Here is a 15,675-nt window from a genome sequence, read left to right on the forward strand (position 1 = left end):
TTCATCCCGCTTGTTGTCATTCGCTCGGAATGCCTGGGCCGAAGCAACAAGCGCAGCGAAGGGGGCTCTCGCCCATGCGCCCGGCCAAAATTTTGGGGATATTACAGGAAATGGCGCCCGGCGACTACCCCTGGGGGGATCAAAGCCCCAGCACATCCTGCATGGCGTAGCGGCCGTTGCCCTGGCCGGCCACCCAGCGCGCCGCGCGCACCGCGCCCTTGGCGAAGGTCATGCGGCTGCTCGCCTTGTGGGTGATCTCGATGCGCTCGCCCTCGGTGGCGAACATCACGGTGTGCTCGCCGACGATGTCCCCGGCGCGCACCGTGGCGAAGCCGATCTCCCTGGGGTCGCGGGGCCCGCACTGGCCGACCCGCTCGAAGACGCCATGCTCCTTGAGGCTGCGGCCCAGGCTCTCGGCCACCACCTCGCCCATCTTCAGCGCGGTGCCGGAGGGCGCGTCCACCTTGTGGCGGTGGTGGGCCTCGATCACTTCGATGTCGTAGCCCTCGTCGCCCAGCGCCCTGGCGGCGGTCTCGAGCAGCTTGAGCGTCAGGTTCACCCCCACGCTCATATTGGGCGCGAAGACCATGGGCAGCCGGTCGCGGTAGCCGTCCAGCTCGGCCAGCTCCTCATCGGAGAGCCCGGTGGTGCCGATGACGATGCGCTTGCCGTGCGCGGCGCAGAACGCCAGGTTGGCCAGGGTCACCCGCGGGGCGGTGAAGTCGATCAGCACGTCGAAGTCGTCGACGATGGCCTCCAGGGAATCCACCGCGGCCACGCCCAGCCTGCCGAGCCCGGCCAGCTCGCCGATATCCACGCCGGCCAGCGAACTGCCCGGCTCGACGATGCCGCCCGCCAGGCTGGCGGCCTCATCCTGCTGGACGGCGTTGACCAGGGTGCGGCCCATGCGGCCGGCGACACCGACGATGGCGATACGGGTCATGTGGACTCCTGCGGATTCGATGGCATTGACTCGGCGGGCAGTATACCAGAGCCCCGGCCTGGTCGGCGGCCCCCTTGGGCAGTCGCCGGCGCATCGCCCACACTGAGCCATAGGCCACAAGACGGGGGCCCCATGCCACCGCACAGCGACCGAGGTTCGGACGACCATCCCCTGGTGGCGCTGCTGCGCCGCCATCGTCGCGTGCTGCTGACCGGCGCCCCGGGCAGCGGCAAGACCACCCTGGCCGGCATCGCCGCGGCCCGGCTGGCCGCCGAGGGCCTGGCCTGCCGCTGCCTGAACGCCGACCCGGGGCTGCCCGGCTTCGGTCCACCCGGGGCGGCGTGCCTGGGCCGCTGGCAGGCCACCGGGCCGACGCAGGGAGAGTGGTGCCTCGAGGCCCTGGCGGCGCTGGCCACCCTCGACTCGGCCCGCTTCCGCCTGCCGCTGACGGAGGCGGTGCGCCGCCTGGCTCCGCCCGACGACGCCGCGCCGCTGCTCGTCGACGCCCCCGGCGTGGTGCGCGGCGTGGCCGGCGCCGAGCTGCTGCCGGCCCTGGCCGAGGCAGCCGGGGCCAGCGCCCTGGTGATGCTGGCACCGCCCGGCAGCATGCCGCCGCTGGCCGCGGAGTGCCGGGCCCTGGGCCTGGAGACGCTGCATCTGTCGCCGGCACCGGAGGCCCGCTACCCCGGCCGCCAGACCCGTACTCGCCTGCGCAGCGAGGCCTGGGACAGCTACCTGGCAGGCGCCATCGAGCACGACCTGGCGCTACCCGACCTGGCGGTGACCGGCACGCCGCCGCCCCGCGACGCGCCCGCGGCCTGGAGCGGGCGCCAGGTGGGCCTGCTCGACGCCCGGGGCCACACCCTGGCGCTCGGCGAGATCCTCGCCCTGGCGGGCGATCGCCTGCGCCTGCGGGCGCCACCCTGCCACGGCGCCCCCGCCGCCCTGCTGATCCGCGACGCCCGACGCCGCCCCGACGGCCAGCTGGGCACGGCACCGCCCCATCGCCCGAGCGGCGGTGCCGCCTCGCGGGCGCCCGAACGCCTCGCCCCCCGCGACGGCCCGCGGCCATCGGTGCGCCTCGGCACGGCCACCGCCACCCTGATCAACGGCCCCTTCGGCGACCCGCTGCTGCAGCTGCAACTGCACCACCAGCGGCGCAGCCTGCTGTTCGACCTGGGCGACGCCGGCCGCCTGCCGGCCCGCCTGGCCCACCGGGTCAGCGACGTCTTCATCAGCCATGCCCACTTCGACCACATCGGCGGCTTCCTGTGGCTGCTGCGCTCGCGGATCGGCGACTATCCCCCCTGTCGGCTGCATGGCCCGCCCGGCCTGGCCGGACATCTCGCCGGCCTGGTGCGCGGCGTGCTCTGGGACCGGGTCGGCGACAAGGCGCCACGCTTCGAGGTCCGCGAACTGCACGGCGACACGCTGCGGCGCTTCCGACTGGTGGCCGACGAGGACGGGCCCCAGCCGCTGCCCGACCACCCGGTCCCCGACGGCGTGCTGCTGGCGGAGCCCGGCTTCCGGGTGCGCGCGGCGCGCCTCGACCACGGCACCCCGGTGCTGGCCTTCGCCTTCGAGCCCACGGCCCAGCTGAAGGTGCGCAAGGAGCGGTTGACCGCCCACGGCTGGCCGCCCGGCCCCTGGCTCGGCGAGCTCAAGTACCGCGCCCTGGCCGGCGAGACCGACGCCGAGATCGCGTTACCCAACGGCGACCGCCGGCCGGTGGCCAGCCTGGCCGAGACCCTGCTGCTCGCCGAGCCGGGGCTGCGCCTGGTCTACGCCACCGACCTGGCCGACAGCGCCGAGAACCGACGGCGCCTGGTGGGGCTGGCCCGGGGCGCCCGGGTGCTGTACTGCGAGGCGCCCTTCCTCGTGGGCGAGGCCGAGCAGGCCAGCCGCACCGGCCACCTCACCGCCCGCGCCTGTGGCGAGATCGCCGCCGCGGCGGGGGTCGAGCGGCTGATCCCCTTCCACTTCTCGCGGCGCCACCACCGCGACGCCGAGCCCCTCTACGCCGAGATCCGCACCCGCTTCGCCGGGCCGCTGGGCGGCGAACCGGATCAGCCCTGAACCTCCACCACGGCGGGCCGGTCGTGGCGGATCAGCAGGCCGATGGCCAGCACCACCAGGACACTGCCCGGCAGCCACACCCAGCCGAGACGCGCCGGCGCCTGCACGAACAGCAGCAGCATGGAGACGAAGGGCACCAGGTAGCCGTAGGCGGTGACCGCCCCCGGCGTCAGCGCCGAGGTGGCGCGCTGCATCAACCAGAAGGTCAGGGCGCTGGAGAAGAGCCCCAGGTAGACCAGCAGCAGCAGGTCGCTGGCGCGCATGCTCGCCAGCCGCCCCACGGGCTCGATCACCAGGCCGGCCAGGCCGATCAGCACCCCGCCGAGCCCCAGGCTCCAGAAGGTGCGCACCGCCGCCGAGGCCGGCAGGCGCCCCGTGGCCAGGCCCCACTTGCTCAGCACCGGGTAGAGCGCCGTGGACAGGCAGCCCAGGAAGAACACCGCCTCGCCGACGCCGAAGCGCAGCCGGCCGCCCACCTGCCAGGCCTCGGCCAGCGCCAGCCCCAGGGCGCCCAGCGCACCGAGGGCGAGGATCGCCGGCAGCCGCCAGCCGGGGCGCTCCACCCGGAAGCCCAGCCCCAGCAGGAAGGCCAGCAGCGGCACCGTGACGTAGAGGGTGGCCATGGAGAGCGCCGTGGCGTGGTGCGCGGCCCAGAACATGGCGGCGAAGAAGCCTGCCAGGCAGAGTCCCATCAGCGCATAGAGCGGCAGGGCGGGGCGCGGGGGCACGAAGTCCGGCGAGCGCCGCGCCAGCCAGTAGAGGCCGGCGCAGGCGATGGCGAAGCGCAGGGCGGTGAGCGAGAGCGGCGGCAGCTCGCCCATCAACCCCACGGCGGGAAAGGAGAACCCCACCAGCAGCGCCCACAACAGCATGCCCAGGTGGGCGGCGCGGGAGGAGACGGCGGCGCTCACGTCTCCCAGACGATGTCCAGCGACACCCCCTTGAGGGCCTCCAGGGCAGCGTTCACCTCCCCTTCCAGCTGGTCGTGGCTCTCGTCGTCCAGGGCCTCCACGGCGACGACCAGCCGGTCGGGTTCCGCCCGGAGGTGGCAGCTACCCTCGCCGAAGCCGATCCTGGCCTCGTTGCCGTCGCGCTCCACCGCCCGCTTGGCGGACCAGCGCTTGCACAGCTGCTCGACCAGCGCCGCCGCGTCCTCGGCGGGAATCTCGGCTCGTGAAATGGGCATGGCAGTCTCCTTCGCGATCGAGGTGAAAGCCACAGCCTAAGATGGCATGGGCTCCCGGCGCCAGCCCCGCCCGCACTTCGCCCCCTCACACCGCATGCCGCACCGTCAGAAGGGGGCCGCAGGCGAGCACCCTCAGGGTCTATGCTCTTCCACACGGCTCTATCACCCAGCAAGAGGACACGGCAATGATCGTCAACTGCGTGGCCTACGAGAAGGGACACCGCTTGCGGGACATCCAGACCCACGAGATCGGCGACTACCTGGGGATGCCGAACTGCTTCGTGTGGGTGGCGCTGCACAACCCGGACGAGGAGGAGATGGCTGCCTTCCAGACGGTGTTCGACCTGCATGAACTGGCCGTGGAGGACGCCCTGAACGGGCACCAGCGCCCCAAGGTCGAGGAGTACGACGAAGCGCTGTTCATGATCATGCATATGATCACGATACGCGACGACCAGCTGGAGGCCGGCCAGGTGGCCGTCTTCGCGGGCCCGGGCTATGTGCTGTCGGTGCGCCTCCACCCGGGCCGGGGCTTCGCCGAAGTCCGCCAGCGCTGCGAGCACGAGCCGAAGCTGCTGCGGCATGGGCCGGCCTTCGTGCTCTATGCCCTGATGGACACCATCGTCGACCGCTACTTCCCGGTCATCGAGGCGCTGCAGGCAGAACTCGAGAGCATCGAGGACGAGATCTTCGTCAGGGGCTCGGCCCGTCGGAGCCTGGAGCGCCTCTACAAGCTCAAGCGCCAGACCATGCAGCTCAAGCATGCCGCCATGCCCCTGGGCGAGGCCACAGCGCACCTGTTCGGCGGCCGAGTACCGGCGCTGTGCCGCAAGACACGGGAATACTTCCGTGACGTCTACGACCACCTGCACCGCATCGAGTCGGCGGTGGACACCATCCGCGAGATGATCATCACCGCGATCCAGGTCAACCTCTCGATGGTGGCCATCGACGAGGGCGAAGTCCACAAGCGACTGGCGGCCTGGGCGGCCCTCTTCGCAGTAGCCACGATCCTGGCTGGCATCTGGGGCATGAACTTCGCCCACATGCCGGAGCTGGACTGGCGACTCGGCTACCCCCTGGCCCTGCTGGTGATGGGCGGTACCTGCGGCCTGCTTTACCAACGCTTCCGCCGCGCCGGTTGGCTCTAGCCTCCACCCCCGGAATACGAGACTGCCCCGGCCGCCACAGGGAGGCCGGGCACTGCCTCGCCCTCCGGCACCACCAGCCGCCGGATCAGGCGCGCCCCGGAAACCGTCTCGACGACGGTCCTGGATTCGATCATACTAGCCGTCCTCCGCGAATGAGAATTATGTACCAAGACTAGCGAAGCTCGATCCCGCCCAGGAAGCAAACACGGCGTTCGCCATGACGCACCGCTGCATGATCGAGCCCCACGACAGCCCTCAACGAGTGACGAAGCCCCGAACATGCACAAGCCACTGCTGAACGCCGCCTTTGGCACCGCCATCGCCCTCGCCGGCATGACCGCCCAGGCCGACGAGATCACCGTGACCGACATCGCCGGCCGCCAGGTCACCGTCGATGCCCCCGTGGAGCGCCTGATCCTCGGCGAGGGGCGCCAGATCTACCTGCTCGGCGCCCTGCAGCCCGAGGATCCCTTCGCCGGCGTGGTGGGCTGGCGGGAGGATTTCTCCCAGGCCGACCCGGACAACTACGCCGTCTACGCAGAGCGCTTTCCCGAGCTGGAGGAGATCCCCACCTTCGGCGGCTTCAAGGACGGTACCTTCGATGTGGAGCAGGCCGCCGCGCTCCAACCGGATGTGGTGCTGATGAACCTCGAGGCCAGGACGGCCACCGAGGACGCCGGTTACGACGACAAGCTCGCCGAACTGGGCATCCCCATCGTCTACGTGGACTTCCGCGAGGACCCGCTCGAGCACACCCTGCCCTCCATGCGCCTGATGGGCCGGCTGCTGGGCGAGGAAGCGGACGCCGAGGCCTTCATCGCCTACTCCGAGGCCCAGATGGCTCGCGTCACGGAGGTCATCGCCGAGGCCGACCCCGAGCGCCCGGCGGTCTTCATCGACCGCGCCGGCGGCTATTCCGAGGATTGCTGCATGAGCTTCGGTCCCGGCAACTTCGGCGAGTACGTCGAGCTGGCCGGCGGCAGCAACATCGCCGACGGCATCATCCCCAACACCTTCGGCTCGCTGAACCCGGAGCAGATCCTCGCCGCCGACCCCGAGCAGGTGGTGGTCACCGGGGGCAACTGGGATGCCTACGTGCCCGGCGGCGACTGGGTCGGCGTGGGCCCCGGCGCCGACCCGGCGGCCGCGCGGGCCAAGCTGGAGGCGCTGACCGAGCGCACCGCCATGACCGGCATCGCGGCCGTGGAGAGCGGCGACTTCCACGCCATCTGGCACCAGTTCTACAACAGCCCCTACTACTTCGTGGCCGTGCAGCAGCTGGCCAAGTGGTTCCATCCGGAACTGTTCGCCGAGCTCGACCCCGAGGCCACCATGCAGGAGCTGCACGAGCGCTTCCTGCCGGTGAACTATGCGCCGGGCTACTGGGTGTCGCTGCATGACCACTGAGACGATCGCCGCCGATACCCCCCAGGGGCGCGATTTCTATCGCGCCCTGGTGATCCGGCGGCAGTTGATCCTCGCCGCGCTGGTGCTGGCGCTGAGTCTCAGCCTGTGCGTCGACCTCGCCCTGGGCCCCGCCCGCTTCGGCCTGGGCGAGGTGATCGCCGGCCTGATCACCCCCGACGCCGTCAGCCAGCAGGTGCGGGTGATCCTCTGGGAGATCCGCATGCCGGTGGCGCTGATGGCCCTGGTGGTAGGCGCCAGCCTGTCGGTGGCCGGCGCCCAGATGCAGACCATCCTCAGCAACCCCCTGGCCAGCCCCTTCACCTTGGGCATCTCCGCCGGGGCGAGCTTCGGCGCCGCCCTGGCGCTGGCCTTCGGGGTGGCGATCATCCCCGCCGCCATCGAGTACGTGGTGCCGATCAACGCCTTCGCCATGGCCATGGTCACCGCCTTCCTGATCCACGCGCTGAGCCTGAGGCGCGGGGTCACCATCGAGACCATCGTGCTGCTGGGCATCGCCATGGTGTTCATCTTCAACTCACTGATGGCGCTGATCCAGTTCTTCGCCAGCCAGCAGGCGGTGGCCGCGGTGGTGTTCTGGACCCTCGGCAGCCTGACCAAGGCGACCTGGCCCAAGCTGTGGATCGCGGCGGGCGTCCTGGCGGCGGTGTTGCCGCTGCTGGCGCGCCACGGCTGGGCCCTCACCGCCATGCGCCTGGGCGACGCCAAGGCCGAGAGCCTGGGCGTGAAACCGCGCGCCCTGCGCCTCGAGGTGCTGGTGCTGGTCTCCCTGCTGGCGGCCATCGCCGTGGCCTTCGTCGGCACCATCGGCTTCATCGGCCTGGTGGGGCCGCATATCGCCCGCCTGCTGCTGGGCGAGGATCAGCGCTTCTTCCTGCCGGGCGCGGCGCTGTGCGGGGCCCTGATTCTCTCCGTCGGCTCGGTGCTGTCGAAGGTCATCATCCCCGGCACCATCATCCCCATCGGGATCATCACCTCCCTGGTGGGCATCCCCTTCTTCCTGTTCCTCGTCCTCAGCCACAAGAAGGCCTCATGGTAACCCTGCGACTCGACCGCCTCTCGGCGCGCTACGGCCGCCAGCCGATCCTCACCGAGATCACCACCCCGAGCCTCGAGGGCGGCCAGGTCGTGGCGCTGCTGGGCCCCAATGCCGCGGGCAAGTCCACCCTCTTCCGGCGCATCCTCGGCCTGCTCAAGGGCAAGGGGGAGGTCCTGATCGACGGCGCCACCGCCGAGCGCCCGGTGGCCTACATGCCCCAGGAGACCGGCGCCAAGGCGGTGCTGACGGTCTACGAGTCGGTGCTGCTGGCGCGCATGCAGGGCCGCGCCCTCAAGGTCGCCGCCGAGGACCTGGCCCGGGTCGACAGCGCCCTGGCGGAGCTGGGGATCGCGGCCCTGGGCGAGCGCGATATCGGCGACCTGAGCGGCGGTCAGCGCCAGCTGGTGAGCGCCGCCCAGGCGCTGGTGCAGGAGCCCGAGATCCTGATGCTCGACGAGCCCACCTCGGCGCTGGACCTCCACCGCCAGATCGGCCTGCTGACGGTGCTGAGGCGGCTGGCCCGGGAGCGCCAGATGCTGATCCTGGTGGCGCTGCATGACCTGGGCCACGCCCTGCGCTTCACCGACCAGGCGATGGTGCTGGAGGGCGGCCGGCTGATCGCCTGCGGCCCCACGGACCAGGTGGTCACCCCCGAGCTGCTGCGGCGGGTCTATCGGGTGGAGTCGCGCATCGAGGCCTGCTCCAAGGGATGGCCCCAACTCATCGTCGAAGAGGCCATCTGACCCGCCGGCCCTCGAGCGCCGCCAGGCCCGCGCCCCCCAGCACCAGGGGCAGGGCCAGCAGGAAGCCAGCGGAGGGCGCCAGCCCGAAGATCGCCAGGTCGGCCAGCACCGGCCAGATCAGCGCCACGTATTCGAAGGGCGCCAGGCGCGAGACCTCCGCATAGCGCAGCGCCAGGGTCATGCAGATATGCGCCGCCCCGCCGAACAGCCCGGCCAGGATCAGCAGCGCCAGCGTCGGCCCCGACACGGCCGCCCAGCCCAGGGGCAGGGTGGCCAGCCCCGCCAGGGTCGTGACCAGCACGAAGTAGAAGGCGATGGAGGCCGGCGTCTCGGTGCGCGAGATGCGCCTCACCGTCACCAGTGCGCCCGCCGTCAGCACGGCGGCGAGGATGCCCAGCGCATACCCCGAGGCGTGCCCTTCCTGCTGCCCGGCGCCCAGATCGGGCACCACCAGGGCCGCCACGCCGCCCAGCACCAGGGCCAGGGCCGCAACCCGATGCAGGGTGAAGCGTTCCCCCAGCAGCAGCACGCCGCCCACCGCCATGGCCACCGGGGCCAGCTGCGCCAGCAGCGTCGCCTCGGCCACCGGCAGCCGGGCCACGGCGGCGAAGGAGGCGAACATCGCCGCCGCGCCGAGGCCCGAGCGCAGCAGGTGCCCCGCGGGCCGCCGCGTGGCCAGGGCCCGGGGAAACTCCCGCCGCCAGGCCATGAACGCCACGATGGGCAGCAGCGCGAAGGCCGAACGGAAGAACACGGTCTGCCCCAGCGGCACCGCCGTGCTCACCGCCTTGACGCACACCAGCATCGCGGTAAAGAGGATGCCCGACAGCAGTCGGAGCGTGATGCCGGCCAGCGGCCTATCGGTGGAATCGTCCATGAACACCATCGCTATGGGTCCGAGAGAAAAGGGAGCATTCTCACCCCATCGCGCATCGAAAGCCATCGGCAGGACCCGAACGGTGACTGCCGGTCATTTCAGCAGCACGAAGTGTTCGATCAGCCGGATCATCAACATTTCCTGATACGCCCAGTCGCAGCACGTTCCAAATTGGAACCTACGGCCTATGGCTATGGATATGCCCAGACAGCGATCGGGTCGGAGTCATCGCCATCACCCTGGCAAGGTTCCCCATGGGGCAGTTGCAGGACTGACCCCGGACACGCCGGGGCCCCGGCATCTGGCGATACCGGGGCCCCATCCGCGTCGTGCGAGGCGGTCGCGCGCTACGGCTTCATGTCCTCGAAGAACTTCTTCACGCCGTCGAAGAAGCTGGTCTTGCGCGGCGAGTGGCTGTTGCCCTCGCCGAGACTCTCCTGGAGCTGGCGCAGCAGGTCCTTCTGCTCCTCGTTGAGCTTGACCGGGGTCTCGACCACCACCTTGCACAGCAGGTCGCCCGGGGCGCCGCCGCGCACCGGCTTGACGCCCTTGCCGCGCAGGCGGAACAGCTTGCCGGTCTGGGTCTCCGGCGGGATCTTGAGCTTGACCCGGCCGTCCAGGGTCGGCACCTCCAGCTCGCCGCCCAGGGCGGCGTCGGCGAAGTTGATCGGCACCTCGCACTGCAGGTGGCGACCCTCGCGCTGGAAGATGGGGTGCGGCTTCATGGCCACCTGCACGTAGAGGTCGCCGGGCGGCCCGCCATTGATCCCGGCCTCGCCCTCGCCGTTGAGGCGGATGCGGTCGCCGGTGTCGACGCCGGCGGGGATCTTCACCGACAGGGTGCGGGTCTCGCGCACCCGGCCCTCGCCGTTGCACTTGTGGCACGGCACCTTGATGTGCTGGCCGCTGCCGTGGCAGGTGGGGCAGGTCTGCTGCACGGCGAAGAAGCCCTGCTGCATGCGCACCTGGCCGTGGCCGGCACAGGTCGGGCAGGTCTCCTTGCTGGACCCCGGCTCGGCGCCGTCGCCGTCGCAACGCTCGCACTCCACGTGACGCGGCACGCGGATGTCGACGGTGGTGCCGGTCACGGCATCCTCGAGGTCGAGCTCGAGGTTGTAGCGCAGGTCGCTGCCGCGGGCCGGGGCATTGGGGTGACGCCGGCCGCCCCCGCCGCCGAAGATGTCGCCGAACACATCGCCGAAGATGTCGCTGAAGCCGCCGGCCCCGGCACCGCCGAAACCGCCACCGCCGAAGCCGCCGGCCTGGCCGTCGACGCCGGCATGACCGAACTGGTCGTAGGCGGCACGCTTCTCGCTGTCGGAGAGCACCTCGTAGGCCTCGGAGATCTCGCGGAAGCGCTCCGCCGCGGTGTCGTCTTCGGGGTTGCGGTCGGGGTGGTACTTCTGGGCGAGGCGTCGGTAGGCCTTCTTGACCTCTTTCTGGTCGGCCCCGCGCTCCAGGCCCAGCACCTCGTAATAGTCACGTTTGGACATGGATCTGTCCGCCTCCGTCGCGGTACCGCGGAAACACCAACGCGGGAGTCGTCCCCCCGCGCTGGCGTCATCCGTGGTTTAGATGCGTGGTTTACTGCTTCTTCTGGTCGTCGTTGACTTCTTCGTACTCGGCGTCGACCACGTCATCTTCCTGCTTGGCGCCAGCCTCGCCGGCCTCGGCACCCCCTTCCTGCTGGGCGGCTTCGGCCTGGGCGGCGTACATCTTCTGCGCCAGGTTGCCGGAGGCTTCGGTCAGGGCGTCCAGCTTGGCCTGGATCTCGTCCTTGTCGTCGCCCTTGAGCGCCTCCTCGAGCTCGCCGATGGCGGCCTCGATCTTCTGCTTCTCGTCGTCGGTCGCCTGGTCGCCGGCCTCTTCCAGGGTCTTGCGCGCGGCGTGGACCATGCCGTCGGCCTGGTTACGCAGCTGCACCAGCTCCTCGAACTTCTTGTCCTCGTCGGCGTGGGCCTCGGCGTCCTGGACCATCTGCTCGATCTCCTCCTCGGAGAGACCGCTGGAGGCCTTGATGACGATGGACTGCTCCTTGCCGGTGGCCTTGTCCTTGGCGGACACGTGCAGGATGCCGTTGGCGTCCAGGTCGAAGGCGACCTCGATCTGCGGCACGCCGCGCGGCGCCGGCGGGATATCGGCCAGGTCGAAGCGGCCCAGCGACTTGTTCTGGCCGGCCTGCTTGCGCTCGCCCTGCAGCACGTGGATGGTCACGGCGGTCTGGTTGTCGTCCGCGGTCGAGAAGGTCTGGGTCTTCTTGGTCGGGATGGTGGTGTTCTTCTCGATCAGCGGGGTCATCACGCCGCCCAGGGTCTCGATGCCCAGGGTCAGCGGGGTGACGTCGAGCAGCAGCACGTCCTTGACGTCGCCGCCCAGCACGCCGCCCTGGATGGCGGCGCCCACGGCCACGGCCTCGTCCGGGTTGACGTCCTTGCGCGGCTCCTTGCTGAAGAACTCGGCGACGCTCTTCTGCACCAGCGGCATGCGGGTCTGGCCGCCGACCAGGATGACGTCGTCGATCTCGGACGAGGAGACGCCGGCGTCCTTGAGGGCGATCTTGCACGGGTCCATGGAGCGCTTGACCAGGTCCTCGACCAGCGATTCGAGCTTGGCCCGGGTCACCTTGACGTTGAGGTGCTTGGGACCGGTGTTGTCGGCCGTGATGTACGGCAGGTTGACGTCGGTCTGCTGGGCGCTGGACAGCTCGATCTTGGCCTTCTCGGCGGCTTCCTTGAGGCGCTGCATGGCCAGGTTGTCGCCGGACAGGTCGATGCCGCTGTCGGTCTTGAACTGGTCGACCAGGTAGTTGATCAGCGCCAGGTCGAAGTCTTCACCGCCCAGGAAGGTGTCGCCGTTGGTGGCCAGCACCTCGAACTGGGTCTCGCCGTCGACGTCGGCCACCTCGATGATGGAGATGTCGAAGGTGCCGCCGCCCAGGTCGTAGACCGCAATGGTCTTGTCGCCGCGCGCCTTGTCCATGCCGTAGGCCAGCGCCGCCGCAGTAGGCTCGTTGATGATGCGCTTGACCTCGAGGCCGGCGATGCGGCCGGCGTCCTTGGTGGCCTGGCGCTGGCTGTCGTTGAAGTAGGCCGGCACGGTGATGACCGCCTCGGTGACTTCTTCACCCAGGTAGTCCTCGGCGGTCTTCTTCATCTTCTTCAGCACTTCGGCGCTGACCTGCGGCGGTGCCAGCTTCTTGCCCTTCACCTCGACCCAGGCGTCGCCGTTGTCGGCCTCGGTGATGGCGTAGGGCACCATCTTGATGTCCTTCTGGACGACGTCGTCCTGGAAGCGACGGCCGATCAGGCGCTTGATGGCATAGAGGGTGTTCTGGGGGTTGGTAACCGCCTGGCGCTTGGCCGCTTGCCCCACCAGGATCTCGCCGTCATCGGTGTAGGCGATGATCGACGGGGTGGTGCGCGCGCCCTCGGCGTTCTCGATCACCTTGGGCTTGTCGCCGTCGAGCACGGCCACGCAGGAGTTGGTGGTCCCCAGGTCAATTCCGATGATGCGTCCCATAGGAAGTCCTCGAAAGTCGTGTCGGTGTGTTCAGGAGTCGTGTTCTGCGGCCTTCACCGCGGAGTTGACGTCTATCTGGGGGCCGCAGGTCGCATTTCAAGGCCTGCGGCCGGGATTAATGGCGGCGGCTATTCGGCGGCCTGGCTGACCACCACCATGGCCGGCCGCACCAGGCGCCCGTTGAGCAGGTAGCCCTTCTGGATCACTTCCATGACGGTGTTGGGCTCCAGCTCGGGGTTGGGCACCATCGTCACGGCCTCGTGGTACTGCGGATCGAAGGGTTCGCCGGCGGGCTCCACCACCTCGACGCCGAACTTGCCCAGCACATCGAGTTGCATCTTCAGCGTCATGGACACGCCCTCACGATGGGCCTCGGTGGCGTCCTCGCCCATGGCGTCCAGGGCCTTCTCCAGGCTGTCGACCACGGGCAGCAGTTCCTTGACGAACTTCTCCAGGGCGAACTTGCGTGCCTTCTCGGCCTCCTGCTCGGCGCGCCGACGCACGTTCTGGGCCTCGGCGGCAGCCCGCAGCGACTGATCCTTGGCATCGGCCAGGCTCTGCTCGAGCTCCTCGACCTTGGCGGCCAGGACCTGGGCCTCGGGGTTGTCGCTCGCCGCCTCTTCGGCCTGCTCCGCCTGCTCGGCCGCCTCGGCGGCATCTTCCAGCTCGCCCTCTACCGGCTCGGGCTCGGCCTGGGGCTCCGCCTCCTGCTCATGGCGGGCGAGCTCGTCGTCCAGCGGGGTCTGGGAATCTTTGGCCATGGGTCTCTCCTGACAGGGATGCGGCGGCCATGGGCCGCCGGCTCGCGATGAATGTCGGGTTTGAATCGGTTCTGTCGGCTATATGGGGCCGCGGCGGCGGAACTCAAGGCGTCGGGCGGACACGACACGCGGCGTGCATTGTGACGGCACCCGGACTACTGTATAAACGAACACATCATGTATGAATGACCAGGTGCCTAAGCCAGGCCACGAACCGGGGAGGCGTCATGCTGACGGAACTTGCCATTCGCGACTTCGCCATCGTCGACCATCTCGAGCTGGAGCTCGCCGGCGGCATGACCGCCATCACCGGCGAGACCGGCGCCGGCAAGTCGATCCTGCTCGGCGCCCTGGGGCTCTGCCTGGGCGAACGCGCCGATGCCGACAGCGTGCGCCACGGCGCCCCACGGGCCGACCTCTCGGCGCGCTTCGACGTCGCCGAGCTGCCCGAGGCCCGCGCCTGGCTGGAGGCACGCGAACTGCCCGCAGACGATTGCCTGCTGCGCCGGGTGATCAACGCCAACGGCCGCTCCAAGGCCTGGATCAACGGTCAGCCGGCCACCGTGGCCGACCTCCGCTCCCTGGGCGAGCGCCTGATCGAGATCCACGGCCAGCATGCCCACCAGCAGCTGCTGCGCGAGGAGACCCACCTGCGCCTGCTCGACGACTTCGCCGGCCAGCGCGAGGCCGCAGCCGAGATGGCCGAGACCTTCCGCCGCTGGCAGGCCGCGCGGCGCCGGCTCAAGCGGCTGGCCGAGGATGGCGACGAACTGGCCGCGCGCCGCCAGCTGGTGCGCTACCAGGTCGAGGAGCTCGACCAGCTGGCCCTGGCCGAGGGCGAGCTGGCCGAACTGGAGGCCGAGCAGGAGGCGTTGGCCCACGCCGAGGAGCGGCTGCGCGAGGCGCAGTTCGCCGCCGAGTGCTGCGACAACGACGAGGGCGGCGCCATGACCCTGCTCACCCGGGCGATCGGCCGGCTCGAGGCGCTGCCGGGATGCGAGCGCGGCCGCCTGGCGGAGGCGCTCGCCATGCTGGGCGAGGCACGCATCCAGGTGGAGGAGGCCGCCCGCGAGCTCAACCACCTCGCCGCCGACACCGAACTGGACCCGGAGCGCCTGGCCCGGGTGGAGGAGCGCCTGGGCGAGGTACACCGCCTGGCCCGCAAGCATCACGTGATGCCCGAGGAGCTCCTCGAGCGGCACCGGGCGCTGCACGCCGAGCTGGAGCGGCTGGAGGGCAGCGACCAGGACCTCGACGCCCTCTCCGCCGAGGTCGAGGCACTGCGCGAACACTGGAAGGCCCTGGCCCGCCGGGTGGGCGAGGCGCGTCGCCAGGCCGCCGGTCGCTTCGCCGGCGCCGTGCAGGAGCAGCTGGCCTTCCTGGCCATGGGCAAGGCACGCTTCGAGGTGGAGGTGGAGGCCCGCGAGAGGCCGGCGGCCGAGGGGCTGGAAACCGTGCGCTTCCTGATCAGCGCCAACCCGGGCCAGCCGGCGCGGGCCCTGGCCCGGGTCGCCTCGGGCGGCGAGCTGTCGCGCCTCAGCCTGGCGATCCAGGTGGTGGCGGCCCGCCACTCCACCATCCCCAGCCTGGTGTTCGACGAGGTCGACGTGGGCGTCTCCGGCGCCACCGCCGAGATCGTCGGCCAGCTGCTGCGCCGCCTGGGCGACCAGGGCCAGGTGATGACCGTGACCCACCTGCCCCAGGTGGCGGCCCAGGCCCACCGGCACCTGCATATCGAGAAGCGGGCCGAGGACGACACCACCCTGACCCGCATGGCGCTGCTCGACGAGGCGGGCCGGGTCGGCGAGCTGGCGCGCATGCTGGGCGGCGTCAACCTCTCCGACCGCACCCTGGCCCACGCCCGGGAGATGCTCGACGCCAGCCAGCGCCCCCACCACTGAAGCGCGCCCCGAACGACGACGGCCCCGATCGGTGATCGGGGCCGTCGTGCATCG

Annotated in this window: 13 protein-coding genes; 6 read left to right on the forward strand and 7 right to left on the reverse strand. The window is 70.5% G+C overall.

Annotated elements, in window-relative coordinates:
* Nucleotides 1–139: 139 nt before the first annotated feature.
* Nucleotides 140–943, reverse strand: coding sequence for a 4-hydroxy-tetrahydrodipicolinate reductase (gene dapB / locus QWY80_RS14270; RefSeq protein WP_290232749.1), 804 nt, complete (start codon nucleotides 941–943; stop codon nucleotides 140–142).
* Nucleotides 944–1,075: 132 nt separating this feature from the next.
* Here dapB and QWY80_RS14275 point away from each other — a divergent pair, with 132 nt between their 5' ends.
* Nucleotides 1,076–3,019 (forward strand): Clp1/GlmU family protein, encoded by a 1,944-nt coding sequence (locus QWY80_RS14275; RefSeq protein WP_290232751.1) that lies wholly within the window; start codon nucleotides 1,076–1,078, stop codon nucleotides 3,017–3,019.
* Here QWY80_RS14275 and QWY80_RS14280 read toward each other — a convergent pair.
* Nucleotides 3,010–3,930, reverse strand: coding sequence for an EamA family transporter (locus tag QWY80_RS14280; protein ID WP_290232754.1), 921 nt, complete (start codon nucleotides 3,928–3,930; stop codon nucleotides 3,010–3,012). The two genes, QWY80_RS14275 and QWY80_RS14280, sit on opposite strands and share 10 nt — an antisense overlap.
* Nucleotides 3,927–4,205: a DUF2218 domain-containing protein gene (locus QWY80_RS14285; protein WP_290232758.1), complete on the reverse strand. Its 279-nt coding sequence runs from the start codon at nucleotides 4,203–4,205 to the stop codon at nucleotides 3,927–3,929. The genes QWY80_RS14280 and QWY80_RS14285 overlap by 4 nt, the downstream gene beginning before the upstream one ends.
* 185 nt (nucleotides 4,206–4,390) lie before the next feature.
* Between QWY80_RS14285 and corA the strand changes: the two genes are divergently transcribed.
* From corA to QWY80_RS14305, 4 genes are all read left to right on the forward strand, one after another.
* Nucleotides 4,391–5,356, forward strand: coding sequence for a magnesium/cobalt transporter CorA (corA, locus tag QWY80_RS14290; protein WP_290232761.1), 966 nt, complete (start codon nucleotides 4,391–4,393; stop codon nucleotides 5,354–5,356).
* A 279-nt stretch (nucleotides 5,357–5,635) separates the two neighbouring features.
* Nucleotides 5,636–6,763, forward strand: coding sequence for an ABC transporter substrate-binding protein (locus QWY80_RS14295; protein WP_290232764.1), 1,128 nt, complete (start codon nucleotides 5,636–5,638; stop codon nucleotides 6,761–6,763).
* On the forward strand, nucleotides 6,753–7,820 hold the full coding sequence (locus tag QWY80_RS14300) for a FecCD family ABC transporter permease (protein WP_290232766.1): 1,068 nt from the start codon (nucleotides 6,753–6,755) through the stop codon (nucleotides 7,818–7,820). Before QWY80_RS14295 ends, QWY80_RS14300 begins: the two co-directional genes overlap by 11 nt.
* Entirely contained in the window at nucleotides 7,814–8,563 is a 750-nt protein-coding gene (locus QWY80_RS14305; RefSeq protein WP_290232768.1) for an ABC transporter ATP-binding protein, read from the forward strand. Before QWY80_RS14300 ends, QWY80_RS14305 begins: the two co-directional genes overlap by 7 nt.
* Here the strand turns inward: QWY80_RS14305 and QWY80_RS14310 are convergent.
* The 4 genes from QWY80_RS14310 to grpE all read right to left on the reverse strand — a co-directional run bounded on the left by QWY80_RS14310 (nucleotide 8,541) and on the right by grpE (nucleotide 13,720).
* Nucleotides 8,541–9,440 carry a DMT family transporter gene (locus QWY80_RS14310; protein WP_290232772.1) on the reverse strand — a complete coding sequence of 300 codons (900 nt, stop codon included), beginning with the start codon at nucleotides 9,438–9,440 and terminating at the stop codon, nucleotides 8,541–8,543. The genes QWY80_RS14305 and QWY80_RS14310 overlap by 23 nt on opposite strands.
* Nucleotides 9,441–9,787: 347 nt before the next feature.
* Nucleotides 9,788–10,933: a molecular chaperone DnaJ gene (gene dnaJ / locus QWY80_RS14315; RefSeq protein WP_290232776.1), complete on the reverse strand. Its 1,146-nt coding sequence runs from the start codon at nucleotides 10,931–10,933 to the stop codon at nucleotides 9,788–9,790.
* A gap of 91 nt (nucleotides 10,934–11,024) precedes the next feature.
* On the reverse strand, nucleotides 11,025–12,959 hold the full coding sequence (gene dnaK, locus QWY80_RS14320) for a molecular chaperone DnaK (protein WP_290232780.1): 1,935 nt from the start codon (nucleotides 12,957–12,959) through the stop codon (nucleotides 11,025–11,027).
* Nucleotides 12,960–13,087: 128 nt separating this feature from the next.
* The gene (gene grpE / locus QWY80_RS14325; RefSeq protein ID WP_290232784.1) at nucleotides 13,088–13,720 is read right to left on the reverse strand and encodes a nucleotide exchange factor GrpE; all 633 of its coding nucleotides are present in this window, start codon (nucleotides 13,718–13,720) and stop codon (nucleotides 13,088–13,090) included.
* A gap of 227 nt (nucleotides 13,721–13,947) precedes the next feature.
* Between grpE and recN the strand changes: the two genes are divergently transcribed.
* Nucleotides 13,948–15,621 carry a DNA repair protein RecN gene (gene recN, locus QWY80_RS14330; RefSeq protein WP_290232786.1) on the forward strand — a complete coding sequence of 558 codons (1,674 nt, stop codon included), beginning with the start codon at nucleotides 13,948–13,950 and terminating at the stop codon, nucleotides 15,619–15,621.
* The last annotated feature ends 54 nt before the right edge of the window (nucleotides 15,622–15,675 follow it).

It is taken from the genome of Halomonas ramblicola, assembly GCF_030409215.1.
Classification (GTDB): Bacteria; Pseudomonadota; Gammaproteobacteria; order Pseudomonadales; family Halomonadaceae; genus Halomonas; species Halomonas ramblicola.